Source organism: Streptomyces sp. B21-105 (assembly GCF_036898465.1).
GTDB lineage: Bacteria > Actinomycetota > Actinomycetes > Streptomycetales > Streptomycetaceae > Streptomyces.
This window is the reverse complement of record NZ_JARUMJ010000001.1, coordinates 8,053,331-8,068,437: the sequence shown is the minus strand read 5'-3', so window position 1 is coordinate 8,068,437 and position 15,107 is coordinate 8,053,331. Positions and strand designations below refer to the sequence as shown.

Sequence of the window (15,107 nt, the reverse complement as noted above, 5' to 3'; positions counted from 1 at the left end):
GCCGGTGCAGGGTGGAACGACCCGCCGGCCAGGACGGAGAACCCGGCCTAAACGGAAATCCCGGCCGATCAGGACGGGGCGGGCTGGGGCTCCCCCGGGTTGCGCAGCCCCTCGGCGGCGTCCGACACGCGCTGGAGGAGTTCGAGGAACACCGTCTGTTCCGCGGCCGAGAGCGGCGAGAGGAAGACCTGGTTCATCCGGGCCGTGCGCACGGTGAGCTTGCGGTGGGTGCGTGCCCCTTCCTCGGTGAGGCCCAGCAGGAAGCGGCGGCCGTCCTGCGGGTCGCGGACCTTGTCGAGGAGGTCCCGGCGCATCAGCCTGCTGATCACCTCGGCGACGGTGGAGCGGTCGAGCCCGACCCGCTCCCCCACCGTGCGCTGGTCGAGGCCCGGCTCGGCGACGAGCGCGTTGAGCACCGCGAACTGCGGGGAGGTGATCTCCTCGGAGACCATCGTGTTCCACAACAGGTAGTGCGCCTGTTGCAGCCGTCGGGCGAGATGCCCGGGGTGGCTGGTGAGGTCCACCGCGGCCATGTGCGCTCCTCTGCGTGGGTTCGGCGTCTGCCTTCATCCCGAGAAATTCATCGGTGCACTGAACGATACCCTCGTCCGCCGACCGGATCCCGTGCGCCATCGACCTCGCTCACCCTATCTGCCTGGGGTCTTGACGGGGAACGCCACCCGGTGGCAGCGTGTGGAAACCTCGAAACAATAATCAGTGCCCTGATTAATTGACCGGATCTCGCCCGCCGAGGCTGCGGCGTGGAGGTCGCCACCCTCCGCATCGGCAGTGGGCCAGGGCTTCGCCCCCGTCCTCGAACGTCAGGAAACACGGGAAACGTCATGACTCTCACGCAAGCCGACATCGACCTGGAGATCGCGGCCGAGCACGCCGCCTACGAGAAGCGGCTCGCCTCCGGCGCGCCCGTGGAGCACCAGCCGCGGCGCGACTATGCGCCGTACCGTTCGTCCGTCCTGCGCCATCCGCGGCAGCCGCCGGTCACCATCGACGTGACGCAGGACCCCGAGCTGGTGGAGCTGTTCTCCCCCGCGTTCGGCGAGCGGGACATCACGGAGATCGACAACGACCTCACCCGGCAGCACACCGGCGAGCCGGTCGGCGAACGGATCACGGTTTCCGGCCGGTTGCTGGACCGTGACGGGCATCCGGTCCGCGGTCAGCTGGTGGAGATCTGGCAGGCCAACTCGGCGGGGCGGTACGCCCATCAGCGTGAGCAGCACGACGCGCCGCTGGACCCGAACTTCACGGGCGTCGGCCGCACACTGACGGACGGCAACGGTTTCTACCGCTTCACCACGATCCAGCCGGGCCCCTACCCGTGGCGTCAGCACATCAACGCGTGGCGGCCCGCCCACATCCACTTCTCGCTGTTCGGCACGGCGTTCACCCAGCGGCTCGTGACGCAGATGTACTTCCCGAGCGACCCGCTGTTCCCGTACGACCCGATCATCCAGTCGGTCACGGACGACGCGGCCCGGCAGCGACTGGTCGCGACCTACGACCACAGCCTCTCGGTACCCGAGTTCTCCATGGGCTACCACTGGGACATCGTGCTCGACGGGCCGCACGCCACCTGGATCGAAGAAGGACGCTGAGCTGCCATGACGAAGATCGACACAAGCCGTCCGGAGAGCGTGCTGCCCACGCCGTCGCACACCGTCGGCCCCTTCTACGGCCATGCACTGCCGTTCCCCGGCGGCGGCGACATCGCCCCGGCAGGCCACCCGGACACCATCGCGCTCCAGGGCTATGTGTACGACGGTGAGGGCAACCCGTTGCCGGATGCGTTTCTGGAGCTGTGGGGTGCGGACCCCGAGGGCAACGTCCCGCAGGTCGACGGCTCGATGCGGCGCGACCCGTCGAGCGGTGGATTCCTCGGCCGCAACGGCGTGGAGTTCACCGGTTGGGGACGGATCCAGACGGACGCGAACGGCCACTGGTCGGCGCGTACGCTGCGGCCCGGCGCGCGCGGGCGGAGCGCCCCGTACCTCAGCGTCTGCGTGTTCGCGCGCGGTCTGCTCCTCCACCTCTACACCCGGATCTACCTGCCGGGCGACGAGGCCGCGCTGGCCGCCGACCCGCTGCTGCGCCGGGTCGACCCGGCGCGGCGCGGCACACTCATCGCCACGGACGGCCCGCTCGGCGCCTACCGTTTCGACATCCGCCTTCAGGGCGAAGGCGAGACGGTCTTCCTGGAGTTCCATTGACATCCTCGCCATCCGACGACCCGTACGGGACCGGTCTGCTCGCCCCCGGGTGGACCGGCTCCCCCGCCGCCTCCGCCACCTCCGACCAGGCCTGGCTGCGGGCGCTGCTCGACGCGGAGGCCGCGCTCACCCGCTCCCAGGAGTCGCTGGGCCTGGCCCCGGAGGGGGCCGGGGCGGCGGTCACCTCGGCCGCGCAGGACGGCGTCCAGGACGGCGTCCAGGGCGACGTACAGCACGGCGTACAGAACGGTGTCCAGACCCGCGTCTTCGACGCGCGCTCCCTCGCCGCGCGCGCCCGCGGCGGCGGAAACCCGGTGATCCCGCTGGTCGCCGATCTGACGGCGGCGGTCGGCGAGCGGTACGGCCCGTACGTCCACCGGGGTGCGACCAGCCAGGACATCATGGACACGGCGGCGATGCTGGTCGCCGTGCGCACGCTCAACCTCGTCCTGGCAGACCTCGACCGCACCCAGAGCGCACTGGCCGCGCTCGCCGCGGCGCACCGGGACACGGCGATGCCGGGGCGCACACTGACCCAGCACGCCGTACCGACCACGTTCGGGCTGAAGGCGGCCGGCTGGCGTTCGCTGGTGCTGGACGGCCGGGACCGGGTGACGGCCGTACGGGACTCACTGCCCGCCCAACTCGGCGGCGCCGCCGGGACCCTGGCCGCCTTCACGGCGTACGGCGCCGAGGACGCGACCGCGCTGCCCGCCGTCTTCGCCCGTGAACTCGGCCTGGCGGCACCCCTGTTGCCGTGGCACACCCTGCGCACGCCCGTCGCCGACCTCGCCGGCTGCCTGGCGTTCACCGCGGGCGCCCTCGGCAAGATCGCGGAGGACGTCCTCACGCTCGCCCGTACCGAGATCGGCGAGCTGGCGGAGGGCAGCGGGGGCGGATCCTCCGCCATGCCGCACAAGGCGAACCCGGTGCGCTCGACGCTGATCGCGGCGGCCGCCCGGCGCGCCCCGCAGCTCGCGGCCGTGCTGTACGGGTCGCTGGCCGCGCAGGACGAGCGGCCCGCCGGGGCCTGGCACGCCGAGTGGGAGCCGCTCAGGGACCTGTTGCGGCTGGTCGGCGGAGCCGCCCGGGACGCGGCGGAACTCACCGAAGGGCTACGGGTGGACGCGGACGCGATGCGCTCGAACCTCGGGCTCTCCCATGGGCTGATCGTCTCCGAGCGGCTGTCCGCCGAGCTGTCGGCGCTGCTCGGCCGTGCCCGCGCCAAGGAGCTGCTGACGCAACTCGCCCGGCGCGCCTACGCCGAGGGCGTGCCATTGGACCGACTCCTGTCCGGCGAACCGGACTTGACCGGGACCGACCTCACCGAGCTCACCGACCCCGCCCGCTACACCGGCTCCGCCGGAGCCCTCACCGACCGTGCGCTGGAGCGACGTTGACCGACAGGCTTCTCCACCACCTTGCCGAGGGTCCGGCCTCCGGTCCCCCGCTGCTGCTCGGCCCCTCCCTGGGCACCTCGAACGCCGTGTGGGGCAGGATCGCGCCCGAGCTGTCCGCCACCCACCGGGTGGTCCGCTGGGACCTGCCCGGGCACGGAGGGTCGGACGCCGGCCTGATCGGTCCCGGAGCCACCGTGGGAGACCTCGCCGACCTGGTGCTGACGCTCGCCGACTCCCTCGGCCTGGAGCGGTTCGCGTACGCGGGCGTGTCCTTGGGCGGGGCGGTGGGCCTGCATCTGGCGCTGCACCACCCCCAGCGGGTGTCGTCGCTGGCGATGATCTGTTCGTCCGCCCACTTCAACGGGTCGAAACCGTGGGAGGAGCGGGCCGCGCTGGTGCGCGCGGAGGGGCTGGCGGGGCTCGTCGAGACGGCGGACGCCCGGTGGTTCACGCCCGGGTTCACCGTGCCGGAGCTGATCGCGGACCACCGCGCCGCGGACCCGGCGGCGTACGCCGCGTGCTGTGACGCGCTGGCCGCGTTCGATCTGCGCGGACGGCTGCCGGAGATCGCCGTCCGGACCCTGCTGATCGCCGGACGCCGGGACCCGGCGACGCCGCCGGCGCATCTGCGGGAGATCGCCGACGCGGTGCCGGACGCCACGCTGGTCGAACTGGCGGGGGCTTCGCATCTCGCTCCCGCGCAGTGCCCCGAGGCCGTGCTGACCGTGTTGCGGGCGCACCTCGACGGCCCGGCGAAGCGGGGCATGGAGGTGCGGCGCGAGGTGCTCGGGGACGCCCACGTGGACCGGGCCCAGTCACGGCAGAACGCGCTTACCGCCCGTTACCAGGACTTCATCTCCCGCTACGCGTGGGGGGAGATCTGGACCGACCCGACGCTCAGCCGCCGCGAGCGCAGCCTGATCACCCTGACCGCGCTGGTGGCGCACGGCCACTACGACGAACTGGCGATGCACGTCAGGGCGGCCCGCCGCAACGGGCTCAGCCCCGAGGAGATCGGCGCCGTGCTGCTCCAGACGGCCGTCTACTGCGGCGTACCGGCCGCGAACTCGGCCTTCGCCACAGCGCAGCGGGTACTGGCGGAGGAGGACGACGCGACCGGTTGAGACGGTGCGGCGGGCATGCCCCCGAACCGCACCGAACCGAACTCACTGCACTCACTGCACTCACTGCACTGAGACGGTCCGAACCCACCGGACCCCACCGCACCACACCGCAACGGTCCGAACTCACGCACCGCACCGCACCGCACCGGCCGCCGCCTCCGGTCCCGCCGCCCCTACCTCCTGGTCTGGCCCGGGACCAGGCCGACCTGTGCGGCGCCGAGGCCCCGCAGGGCTTGCTTCGCCTGCTCCACCAGGCCGTCCGCGCCGCAGGAGCGGGCCAGCGTCAGGCCCCGGCCGAGTTCGGCGACCGAGCGGGAGAGAATGCCGTACTCGACCCGCGCGGCCGCGTGTTCGTACTGGCAGGGCGACAGTTCCAGGTAGGTGACGGCCTGCTGGGCGAGCCGTACGGCACGCTGCCCCGTCTCCAGGGCTGCGGCGCAGCGCAGGGCCTCGCCGATGGCGGTGTCGGTGCCGAAGCGCTCGGCCTGACGGCGGGCCTCGGCGGCGAGCCGGCTCGCCCGTGCCGGATCCTCGACGGCGAGGGCCCGGGCCAGGTCGACGGCCCAGGGTCCCATCACCGGGTTGAGGTGGCCGCGGGCCGCCGCCGCCTTTTCGGCCTCCTCCAGCTCGTTGACGCCCTCCTGGACCCGGCCCACGGCCAGCAGCAGCCGGCCGCGCACCGACCGGGGGTCGGGCAGCACGATCGTCGACGGGTAGGGCGGGGCGAAGCCGTACTGTTCGGCCACTTCCCAGGCCCGGTCGGCGTGGCCGCGCGCCAGCAGGGTGTCGACCAGGTTGCAGATCGCCGACCAGTACAGGGGCAGCCCGCGGCCGACGCGTTCGGCCAGGCGCAGGGACTCCCTGAGGGATTCCTCCGCCTCCTTCAGACGCCCCCTGCGGCGCAGCCCGAGGCCGAGGTAGGCGTGGGCCAGGGCGAGGTGGCCGCCGCTCCAGCCGGCCGACACATAGGCGCGCAAAGCCTCGTTGAAGAGAGCGTCGGCGCGGTCGAGCCGGTCGGTGTAGGCGTATGAGCTGGCCAGCATCATCAGCAGCTCGATGCCCCACTCCTGGTCGGTCCAGCCGAGCCCGGGGGCGAGGCGGCCGTTGACGAGGGCGCGGTCGCAGAACTCGACGACCTCCTCGGCGTTCTCGCCGTGGGTCATCAGGTCGAACCCGCGCAGGATGAGCAGGGCGCGTTCGGAGTTGTCACGGCCGGTGCAGGTCGCCGCGAGGGAGGCGAGCTTCTCGGAGCGGCGGGCGGAGGTCGGGTCACCGGCGTGCACGCCCTCCCACATGAACTGGACGGCCTGCAGCCGCAGCCGCGCGGGGCCGGGTGCGTGCCGGGCGGCCTCCGCCTCGACCGTGCGGACGGCCTCCTCCAGCTGGTCGTTGTGCAGCAGCGCCTGGGAGAGGCGGTAGACGGCGTCGACCCGCTCGTCGCCGTCGAGGCCGGGCAGACACAGGGCTTTGCGCAGGTGCTCGATGGTCCTGGCCGGTGCGGTGAGGAGGGTGGCGCAGCCCAGTTCGTACAGCACGCGCGCGTGGACGTCGGGCACGGGCGGTTCCCGCAGGGCCCGTTCCAGGCAGCGGCGGGCCGCGTCGGGGGCGCCGACGGCGAGGTGTTCCCGGGCGGCCTCGCGCAGTTGCTCGACGAGTTCCTCGTCGCCCTCCGCGTGCACCTTGAGCAGATGGCGGGAGGCGGCCGCGAGGCCCTTCCCGGCGTCGGCGACGACCTGGGCGGCGATGCCGTGCATCGCGGTGCGCAGGCCGCCGGGGATGGACTCGTAGACGGCGGAGGCGATCAGCGGGTGGACGAACTCCAGGTCGCCGTCCTCGGCCGGGGCGGCGGCGGGGTCGGGCTCGGTGAGGATACGGGCGTTGCGCAGCAGCTCGGCGCAGCGCGCCGCGTCGTCACGGCCGAGGCCGGCGAGCCGGGCCGCCTGGGCGACGGAGATGTCGGCGCCGAGGATCGCGGCCGCCATCGCGAACTTGGTGGCGTCGACGCCGAGTTTCTCCAGTCGGTCGACGAGTCCGCCGCCGCGGGCCGCCCGGTTCAGGGCGCGCAGCTCGGTGGCCGAGGACTCGCTCGGCGTCAACTCGCGGTCGCGCACCTTGGCGAGGAGTTCGACGGTCTCGTACGGGTTGCCGTCGGTGACCGCCCACACTTCGCGGCAGAAGGAGCCCTCGGCGTGTTCGCCGAGGGTGGCCCGGGTCAGGCCGGCGACCGCGGCCGGGGTCAGGGCGCTGAGGCTGGCGACGGCGCGGCCCGCGGCCTCGCCGACGGCGTCGAGGTGCCGGGCGGCGTCGCCCCTCACCTCGCCGGGCCTGCGGGCCACGACGACGAGGACCGGCAGTTCGTCGAGGCGTTCCACGAAGGCGGCCAGCCAGCGCAGTGACTCCTGGTCGGCCCAGTGCGCGTCGTCGACGAGCAGGACGAGCGGGTAGTCCCCCCGGGCGAGCCGGGTGACGGCGGCCACGAGACCGTCGCACACGCCCTGCGGGTCGGCGTGGCCCTCGCCGGGTTCGACGATGCCGAGGGCGGGACCGGCGATGTCGAACCAGTCGCCGAGGTACTCGCGGGCCTCCTCCGGGTGAAGGGACATCAGCGCGGGCTGCAGCAGTTGCCGCACCATGTTGAAGGGGACGGACCTCAGTGTCTCGCCGCCGCGGGCCGACCAGACCGCGCAGCCGCGGGCCTCGGCGATGCGACGTGTCTCGGCCAGCAGGGCGGTCTTGCCGAATCCGGCCTCGCCGCTGAGCACCAGCAGGTGACCCGTGGAGGACCGGTCGGCGCAGAGCGTCTCCACCGCCTGTGCGATGGCGGCGACCTCCGCGTCGCGCTCCCACAGGGAAGCCGAGGCGGCCGCCGCCGGCCTGACCTCCGTCATCCCGCTACCTCCCCAAGTCGCCCGAACGACGTACCGACGTCGAGCGTAACTCTCCGAGGGCGCGCGCGGAGGGTGGTCCGCGCAGGTCCCGCCTCGACGGGTGACGGGTCGCGGCGCTGAAGGGCCCGGCGGGCCTGCGGAGGTGCTCCCGTGACGTCAACAGGGAGTGACACGCACCGAATTGACGTCGAATTCGCGCCACGCCGAGGGCGCTCGGCCGGCCGGGCGCCGGGGTCCGGTTCCGACGGAGTGCGCTCCCTCTCATCCGGATCTCACCGACGCCTCTTACGGTGGGGGTATGACGCAGGTGACTCCTCCCGGGTGGTATCCCGACCCGGGGCAGACGAATGACGGTCCCGCCACCGAGCGCTGGTGGGACGGCAAGGCATGGACGGACCAGACCCGCGCCGCGGGCTCGGCCGCCGCTTGGGGTCCGCCGGCGCAGACCGCGGCCGACGGCACGCCCGCGGCACATCCCGACGGCGCGCCCGCGGACCGCCCCGGCGGCGCGGGTCAACCGGTGCCCCCCGCGGGCGCGGGACAGCGGGGGCACCCCGTGGGCCCGGCGTACCCGGGGGGTCCGGCGTATCCCGGGGGGCCCGCGTACCCGGGCGGCCCGGCGTACCCCGGAGGGCCCGCGTACCCGGGCGGCCCCGGGTATCCCGGGTATCCAGGAGAATCCGGCCATGCGGGCCACCCGGGGTATCCCGCCGCGCCCGCGCCCGGCCGGCGGCGCGGGCTGCGCACGGGCATAGCCGTGGCGGCCGCCGTCGCCGTCCTCGCCAGCATCGGGGTCGGCGTGTGGGCCCTCGCCAAGGACGACGGCTCGGGCGGCGGCGGTGGCACGGCCCAGGGACCGGGCGGGCAGGGCGGCCCGGGCGGACAGGACGGCGGCGGATCAGGCGGGTCGAGCGGGTCGGGCGGGTCGGGCGGGTCGTCGCCCTCGCCCGGGGGCTCCGAGCCGCCGACGATCAAGAGCGGTTCGGTGACCGACGCGCTCAACGGGATCAGCATCCCGATCCCGAAGGGCTGGGCGGGCCAGGAGCTCAGGGTGGGCGTCCAGGTCATCTCCGACGCCTCCTACAAGTGCCCGGGCGACACCACCAAGACCTGCACCAAGGGAGGTGTGTACTCGTCGCCCGCCGAGGTGCTGGGGAGCAAGGGCGACACGGCCGAGGAGGTCGCGAAGGCGGACATCGCGGCCAACGCCGAGCAGTCGTACGGCGGTACGACGTACGGCGCGATCACGTCGCACCAGGTGCTTGCCTCGAAGACGGTGACGGTGGCCGGGCAGAAGGGTTATCTGGTGCGCTGGAAGGCGGTGACGAGCAAGGGCGCGGACGGCTATGTCGAGTCGCTGGCGTTCCCGGCGCCGGCGGACGCCAAGCGGTTCGTGGTGCTCCGCTTCGGTCTCGACACCGATCAGGACGTGTCGGTCATCGACACGATCACCAAGAGCGTCAAGGTGTCGACGGGCGGCGGCAGCGGACAGGACGTCTGAGCGCCGGACCCGCCCCGCGGGACACGCCGGGCGGGACACGCCGGGCGGGACACGGCCGGCCGGGCGGGGACGCCCCTGCGTTCAGGGACGTCCCCGCCCGGCCGGGTGCGCGCCGCCCCCGTCCCCACGGTGCGGCGCGATACAGGTCGCCGTCCGGTCATCCCGTGGACGGCGGCCTGGGTCCGTTCGGTCTCAGGCCGGCCTCGGAGCGGCCCCGGCCGCTCCCCCGGCAGACAGGTCGCCGCCGGGGCGGGGGACGAGGCCGAGGGCCGGCAGCACGGCGGCCTCCACGAAACGCAGCAGGTACTCCTCGTCCGCGTACTCCCCGTCGACGACCGGACGGGCGCGGATCACCCCGAACACCTGCGCGGGGACGTACTCCAGCGCCGGATGGCCGTCGGCGATCTCGCCGCGTTCCACCCCGCGCCGCAGGATCTGCCGGAGCGCGTCGATCTCCGGGGCCACGATCGCCTCCCGCAGCGCACGGGCGAGTTCCTGGTCGCCGGTGACCGCGTGACCGAGGGCCTGCATCAGCGTGGTGTCGTGGGTGGACCAGCGGCCGGCGGCCCGCGCGGCCTCGCGCAGGTCCCCGGCGAGCGAGCCGGTGTCGATGCCGGTCAGCCGGGCCTGGCGGCGGGAGCGCAGTGCGGCGACGACGAACTGCGGCTTGGTCTTCCACTGCCGGTAGAGCGTGGACTTGCTGCAGCGGGCGCTCGCCGCGACGCCCTCCATGGTGACGGCTTCGTAACCGCATTCACGGACCTGGTCGAGGACGGCGTCGAAGAACTCCTGCTCCCGCTCGGGCGTGATCTTCGAACGGCGCGTGGCGGCGGCCGACTCCGGTCCGTCCGCGGCCTGCGACGTCATCTGCTCTCCCCCTCGCTTCTCTTCCGCTCGCTTCTCTTCCGCTCGGACGCCTGCCCCGCGGCGGTGCGGGCCCCGGATCGGGCCCGGCCTCCAGTGTGGCGCACATCAATCGATACGCCAGTGTACCGGTACGGATTCGTTTCGGTACACTGGCGTATCGGAACGACATCGTATCGATGGTGCATATACGCGAGCGACCGCCCGACGGCACCACCTGCGCCACCTGCGCCACCTGCGCCACCTGCGCTACCTGCACTACCTGCGAGATCTGCACTTCGTGCACCACCTGTACTACCTGCACCACCTCACACGCACCACCGTCAGCGAAGGGGCCGGGGGATGAATGCCCGCACCGAGCCTGCAGAAGCGGAGCCGGCCACACCGGCGAGGCCGCCCGTAGTCCGTGAGCTCCTGCTCGTCGCAGGTCTCTTCGCCGTCTACAAACTCGGCCGGCAACTGGCCGCGGGTCACACCGGCGAGGCCTTCCGCGACGCCCGGGACGTGTGGCACGCCGAGCGGTGGCTGCACCTGCCCGGCGAGGGCACCGTGCAGTCCCTGCTGCTGCACGGCGACGGCCTGGCCGAAGCCGCCAACGCCTACTACGCGACCGTGCACTTCCCGGCCACCCTGGCCTTCCTGGTCTGGCTGTACCTGCGGCGCCCGGCGCACTACACGTGGTCGCGGCGGGTACTGGCCGCGGTGACCGCCGCCGCCCTGCTGCTGCATCTGGCGTTCCCGCTCGCCCCGCCGCGCATGCTGGCGGCGACGGGCCTGGTGGACACCGCGCGCGTGTACGGACCGTCCGTCTACGGCCCGCCGCAGACGGATCACCTGTCGAACCAGTTCGCGGCGATGCCCTCGCTGCACTTCGGCTGGGCGCTGATGGTGGCGATCGGCCTGATCGTCGCCACCCGGTCACGGTGGCGGTGGCTGTGGCTGCTGCACCCGCTGCTCACCCTGCTGGTGATCGTGGGCACGGCGAACCACTACTGGCTCGACGCGATCGCCGCGGCCGCCCTACTGGGTGTGGCGCTCGCCCTGGTTCCGCCGCCCCGTCGCGCGGCGGGCGCAGCGGGCACCGGGGGCTCTGCCGGCGCTGCGGGCACGGCCTCAGCGGCCGCCGAAGCCGGACGCGACGCGCGCGCCCTCGTCCTCGTCCCGGCCGAGCGGCCGGCACCGGTCGGAGCGGGCCGATGAACGCCGCCCTGGTCGCCGTCGTCCTCTCCCTGTTCTCGGCCGTCGCGTACGCGGCCGCCGCGGTCGCCCAGGAACGGCTCGCCTCCCGGCACCCCGGCTCCGGCCTGGCCCGCCTGCTCGGCAACGGGGCCTGGTGGTGCTCGGTGGGACTGAACGCCGGCGCCGCGCTGCTGCACGTCGTGGCCCTGAAGTACGGCCCGCTCACCGTGGTGCAGCCGCTCGGCGCGCTCACCCTGGTGGCGGCGGTGCCGATGGGCGCCCGGGTCGCGGGACGCCGGGTGAGCGCCGCCGAGTGGCGGGGCACCGCCCTCACCCTGGCCGGCCTGGCCGCGATCCTGGTCACAGCCTCGGGGTCGGCCCCGGAAGACGTCCTGAGCGGCCCCGAGGCGGTGGCCGTGGCAGGGGCCACCGCCGCGCTGATCGGGCTGCTGGCCCGGCGCGGCGCCCGTCCGGGGCTGCGGCACGCGACGGCGTCCGGCTTCGCCTCGGGCGTCGCCTCGGCCCTCACCCAGACCGTGACGGTGGCCGCGACGGACCGCTCGGGCGCGCTTGCGAGCATGCAGGTGGTCGGAGTGGCGCTGCTGGTCGCGGCCTTCGCGACGGGCGGACTGCTGCTGTCGCAGACGGCCTACCGCGGCGGCCTCGGCGCCCCGCTGGCGATGGTGACGCTGGCCAACCCGGTGGCCGCCGCGGCGATCGGCCTCGCACTCCTCGGCGAACGGCTCCAGGGCGGGCTCGCGGGACTGCTCCTCGCCCTCGCGGGAGCCGGGCTCGCGGGACGGGGCGTGGTACTGCTGTCACACGCCGCGCCACAACCGGCGTCCGTCACCGAGTCTGCCGCTGAGTCCGTCACAAAGTCCGTCACGGAGTCCGTAACGGACGAGGAACACCCGGTGGCGGCGGTGCTGGCGCTGAGTCCGGAGACTGCGTCCGCCGAACCGGCGCTGCTCCCCTGGCCCACGACCGGCCCGGAACACCTCACCCCGCTGTGACGCGCGGCCGGGTGGCACCTTCCGGGAACGTGCCACCCGTGCGCGGAGGATGCGAGCCGCGACCGCGCGCGTCCGCGGAGACGGTCAGCCCAGACCGCGGGCGTCCTGCTTGAGCGCGGTGTCCACGGTCAGGGCCGTCGCGACGACGAGGCTCAGCAGCGGCTCGGGCAGCTGGTAGTGGATCTGCAGGACGTAGTTGTCCGCGGTGGTGAACATCGTCTTGGCGAGGCCTTCCCAGGTCTTGGTGATCCGGGCGACCTCGTTTTCCGCGTGGTCGACGATCGCGAAGTTCCACGCCCGCCAGTTCTCCGCCTTGATGGCGCCGACCTGCCGGCCGTCCGCGTTGATCGCGAAGTTGATCTTCCCGAAGACGTTCTGCTGGACGATCTCGCCGACCGGCTGCCCGTCGGGACGGGTCACCAGCACCCGCGACTTGAAGATCTTCGCCGGGCGGGTCAGCAGCAGCACCGGCTGGCCGTGCGCGTCACGGATCTCCAGCCGCTGCGTCAGGTACTGGTCGATGCTCGCGACGAAACGCAGGATCTTGCGCAGAGCGCTCTGGCCGACCTGGACGACCGAGCCGAGCTGGTTGCCCTGCTGGTCCATCACCTTGTACTCGTTGGTGAGTTCGATCAGCTTCGCCTTCTGGTTCACCACCAGCACGGGCTCGCTGAACATGGAGCCGCCGCCGGGACCGCTCGGCGCTACCCCGGCCTGCTGCTGCACCTGGCGCTGGACCCGGGCGTCGGGCCCCGCCTGCTGCGGTATCTGCGGGGCGGGCCCGCCCTTGCCCTCGGCGTGGGTCTGCTCGGTCCACTGGGCGCCGTCCCAGTAGCGCAGGGTCTGGGCCGCTCCGTGCGGATCGGGATACCAGCCTGCAGGCGTGTTCGAATGCGTGTTCACCGGGGCACACTACCCCGCGCCAACCGGGACCCGACCAGCCCCCACGATCCGGCAGTCCTCGCGCATTCACCGCGACCACCGGCCCGCGCACTCACCGCCGAATGCGAGACAGAAGGAAGCGCATGCACGGCGGCAGCAGGGGGCACTCCGGCTGGATTGAATCGATTCATATGGCAGCATTCGGCCCGAATTTGACGGAAAATTCAGACAGTACAGGTGGTTGACGGTCTAAGAGGAGGCCTTTAAGGTCCCGATTTATGCACGTTGAAAGCATTCAATCGGTCGGGGCGGGCAGGCCTGGGCCGGTGGGAACGAGCCGTCCCGGCACTCCGTCAGACCGCGAGCCCTTCCGTGTCGCCCCCGCTCAGCGACCGGGCATGTCCGGCTGCATCGGCAACCTGGGCTAGCACCCACGGAGTCTGCGCCTCGCCCGTCCGAGGCCAGTGCCGCCCAGGGCTGGAGACCGCGTCGAGCGAGCGCCTTTCTGCCTCGCCGTGAGTCGAGCCGGGGAGAGCCGACCCATCGGCTCTGCGTGCCGGCATCGAAGGTCTCAACGCCCCGAGCTCCTCAGCTCTTGAGGAGTCACCCCTTGATCCAAACCCTCCCAGGTGTCAAGCCAGGAGTCTCGTTCCTGATGCCCGCAGCCGCCAGGAATGCCGGGGAGGCTGCTCGTGCGGCACCACTTCCCCGAACCGAGGAAAGAGAAGTGTTTTGAACAACCCCATGACGCGCCGTACCGTATCGGCGCTGGCCGCCATTGTCCCGCTCACGCTTCTCACCGGCCTTCTCACCACGGCGTGCGGAAGCGAGAACAAAGATCCCAAGAGCGCCGTGCCGACAAACCCCACTACCGCAAGGAGAGGTTATCCACTGGATCCCGTAAAGAAGGGGATGACGATCGCCTTCGTACCGAAGCAGCTGGGAGGGAATCTCTATTTTGCGGCTGCAGGCGACGGTGGCAGAGCAGTCGTCGAGAAGCTCAGCTCGACATACAAGGAGGTCGGCACTTCTGAGAGTACCGACATTGAGGGGCAGGTGAAATACATCAAGCAACTCACCGACGAGGGAGTTGATGCCATAGTTGTCTCCGCGCAGGACCCTGATTCTCTTTGCGGCGCGCTCAAGCGCGCGATGGACAAGGGCATCCCGGTGGTCACGTACGACTCCGACACGCGGCCCGAGTGTCGGAACGCCTTCGTCTCGCCTGCCGACCCGGATCAGTTGACCTTTCCGCTGGTCCTGTCGCTGGCGCAGCAGATCGACTACAAGGGAGACATAGCGATTCTCAGCGCTTCCAAGAGTGCGACGAACCAGAACAACTGGATCGAGTTCATGAAGGAAGACCTCGACACCGACCCGCGTTACTCAGACATCAAACTGGTCACCGTCGCCTACGGCGACGACAATGCCGATAAGTCCTATCGGCTCACCGGGAGTCTCCTCAAGGAGTATCCGAAGCTCAAGGCGATCATCGCTCCGACGTCTGTCGGCATCAGCGCTGCCGCTCAGTACCTGTCACAATCGCCCCGCAAGGGCAAGGTCAAGCTGACAGGTATGGGAACACCCAACAGCATGCGGGAATACGTCGAGGACGGTACTGTCGAAAGTTTTGAGCTCTGGGATCCCACCGAACTCGGTAAACTCGCGGCGTGGACTGCGGAGTCCCTTGCCTCGGGCCAGATCACAGGGCGGGAAGGGCAAGGGTTCAGGGCCATGAACGGACAGCTCTTCGTGCTCGGAAAAAATGGCGTTGTCAACCTGGGCGATCCGATCGCATTCACCAGCAAAAACATCAACAAATACAATTTCTAGCTCTTTTCTAGCCTCGATCTTCCTTGACGGCCCGCCGACGGCGTCGGCGGACCGCCTTGTCGCGGGTGGCGGAGGCCGGGCAGTCGCGGGCCTTGCTCATGAGCACCGCGGTCGTGGGGGCGCCGAGTTCGAGCCCCTTCGCCAACTCGCCGGAGGCGTTCGCTCGATCCGCTACCGCGACCCGGGGAAGAGCAA

12 protein-coding genes are annotated in these 15,107 nt (G+C 71.9%); 8 read left to right on the top strand and 4 right to left on the bottom strand.

Features of this window, described 5'->3' with window-relative positions:
- Window positions 1-68: 68 nt before the first annotated feature.
- Window positions 69-533, bottom strand: a complete 465-nt coding sequence (locus tag QA802_RS36120) for a MarR family winged helix-turn-helix transcriptional regulator (protein ID WP_334531852.1) — start codon at window positions 531-533, stop codon at window positions 69-71.
- A 309-nt stretch (window positions 534-842) separates the two neighbouring features.
- On the opposite strand from QA802_RS36120, the gene pcaH reads away from it, so the two are divergent.
- The 4 genes from pcaH to pcaDC are packed head-to-tail and all read left to right on the top strand — an operon-like array spanning window position 843 to window position 4,752.
- Window positions 843-1,616, top strand: a complete 774-nt coding sequence (gene pcaH / locus QA802_RS36115; RefSeq protein ID WP_334531849.1) for a protocatechuate 3,4-dioxygenase subunit beta — start codon at window positions 843-845, stop codon at window positions 1,614-1,616.
- Between the two features lie 6 nt (window positions 1,617-1,622).
- The gene (pcaG, locus tag QA802_RS36110; protein WP_334531846.1) at window positions 1,623-2,228 is read left to right on the top strand and encodes a protocatechuate 3,4-dioxygenase subunit alpha; all 606 of its coding nucleotides are present in this window, start codon (window positions 1,623-1,625) and stop codon (window positions 2,226-2,228) included.
- Complete coding sequence (pcaB, locus tag QA802_RS36105) at window positions 2,225-3,628, top strand: 3-carboxy-cis,cis-muconate cycloisomerase (protein WP_334531843.1); 1,404 nt, start codon at window positions 2,225-2,227, stop codon at window positions 3,626-3,628. Before pcaG ends, pcaB begins: the two co-directional genes overlap by 4 nt.
- Window positions 3,625-4,752: a bifunctional 3-oxoadipate enol-lactonase/4-carboxymuconolactone decarboxylase PcaDC gene (gene pcaDC / locus QA802_RS36100; RefSeq protein ID WP_334531840.1), complete on the top strand. Its 1,128-nt coding sequence runs from the start codon at window positions 3,625-3,627 to the stop codon at window positions 4,750-4,752. The genes pcaB and pcaDC overlap by 4 nt, the downstream gene beginning before the upstream one ends.
- A 173-nt stretch (window positions 4,753-4,925) precedes the next feature.
- On the opposite strand, the gene QA802_RS36095 is transcribed toward pcaDC, so the two are convergent.
- Window positions 4,926-7,640, bottom strand: a complete 2,715-nt coding sequence (locus QA802_RS36095) for an ATP-binding protein (protein WP_334531837.1) — start codon at window positions 7,638-7,640, stop codon at window positions 4,926-4,928.
- A gap of 298 nt (window positions 7,641-7,938) precedes the next feature.
- Here QA802_RS36095 and QA802_RS36090 point away from each other — a divergent pair, with 298 nt between their 5' ends.
- Window positions 7,939-9,141: a DUF2510 domain-containing protein gene (locus QA802_RS36090; RefSeq protein WP_334531834.1), complete on the top strand. Its 1,203-nt coding sequence runs from the start codon at window positions 7,939-7,941 to the stop codon at window positions 9,139-9,141.
- A gap of 192 nt (window positions 9,142-9,333) precedes the next feature.
- Here QA802_RS36090 and QA802_RS36085 read toward each other — a convergent pair whose 3' ends face one another.
- The gene (locus QA802_RS36085) at window positions 9,334-10,008 is read right to left on the bottom strand and encodes a TetR/AcrR family transcriptional regulator (RefSeq protein WP_334531831.1); all 675 of its coding nucleotides are present in this window, start codon (window positions 10,006-10,008) and stop codon (window positions 9,334-9,336) included.
- A 339-nt stretch (window positions 10,009-10,347) separates the two neighbouring features.
- On the opposite strand from QA802_RS36085, the gene QA802_RS36080 reads away from it, so the two are divergent.
- On the top strand, window positions 10,348-11,205 hold the full coding sequence (locus QA802_RS36080; RefSeq protein ID WP_334531828.1) for a phosphatase PAP2 family protein: 858 nt from the start codon (window positions 10,348-10,350) through the stop codon (window positions 11,203-11,205).
- The gene (locus QA802_RS36075) at window positions 11,202-12,197 is read left to right on the top strand and encodes a DMT family protein (RefSeq protein ID WP_334531826.1); all 996 of its coding nucleotides are present in this window, start codon (window positions 11,202-11,204) and stop codon (window positions 12,195-12,197) included. Before QA802_RS36080 ends, QA802_RS36075 begins: the two co-directional genes overlap by 4 nt.
- Window positions 12,198-12,281: 84 nt before the next feature.
- On the opposite strand, the gene QA802_RS36070 is transcribed toward QA802_RS36075, so the two are convergent.
- On the bottom strand, window positions 12,282-13,100 hold the full coding sequence (locus QA802_RS36070; RefSeq protein WP_334531824.1) for an LURP-one-related family protein: 819 nt from the start codon (window positions 13,098-13,100) through the stop codon (window positions 12,282-12,284).
- A gap of 711 nt (window positions 13,101-13,811) precedes the next feature.
- On the opposite strand from QA802_RS36070, the gene rhaS reads away from it, so the two are divergent.
- The gene (gene rhaS, locus QA802_RS36065) at window positions 13,812-14,912 is read left to right on the top strand and encodes a rhamnose ABC transporter substrate-binding protein (RefSeq protein WP_443042226.1); all 1,101 of its coding nucleotides are present in this window, start codon (window positions 13,812-13,814) and stop codon (window positions 14,910-14,912) included.
- Window positions 14,913-15,107 lie beyond the last annotated feature (195 nt).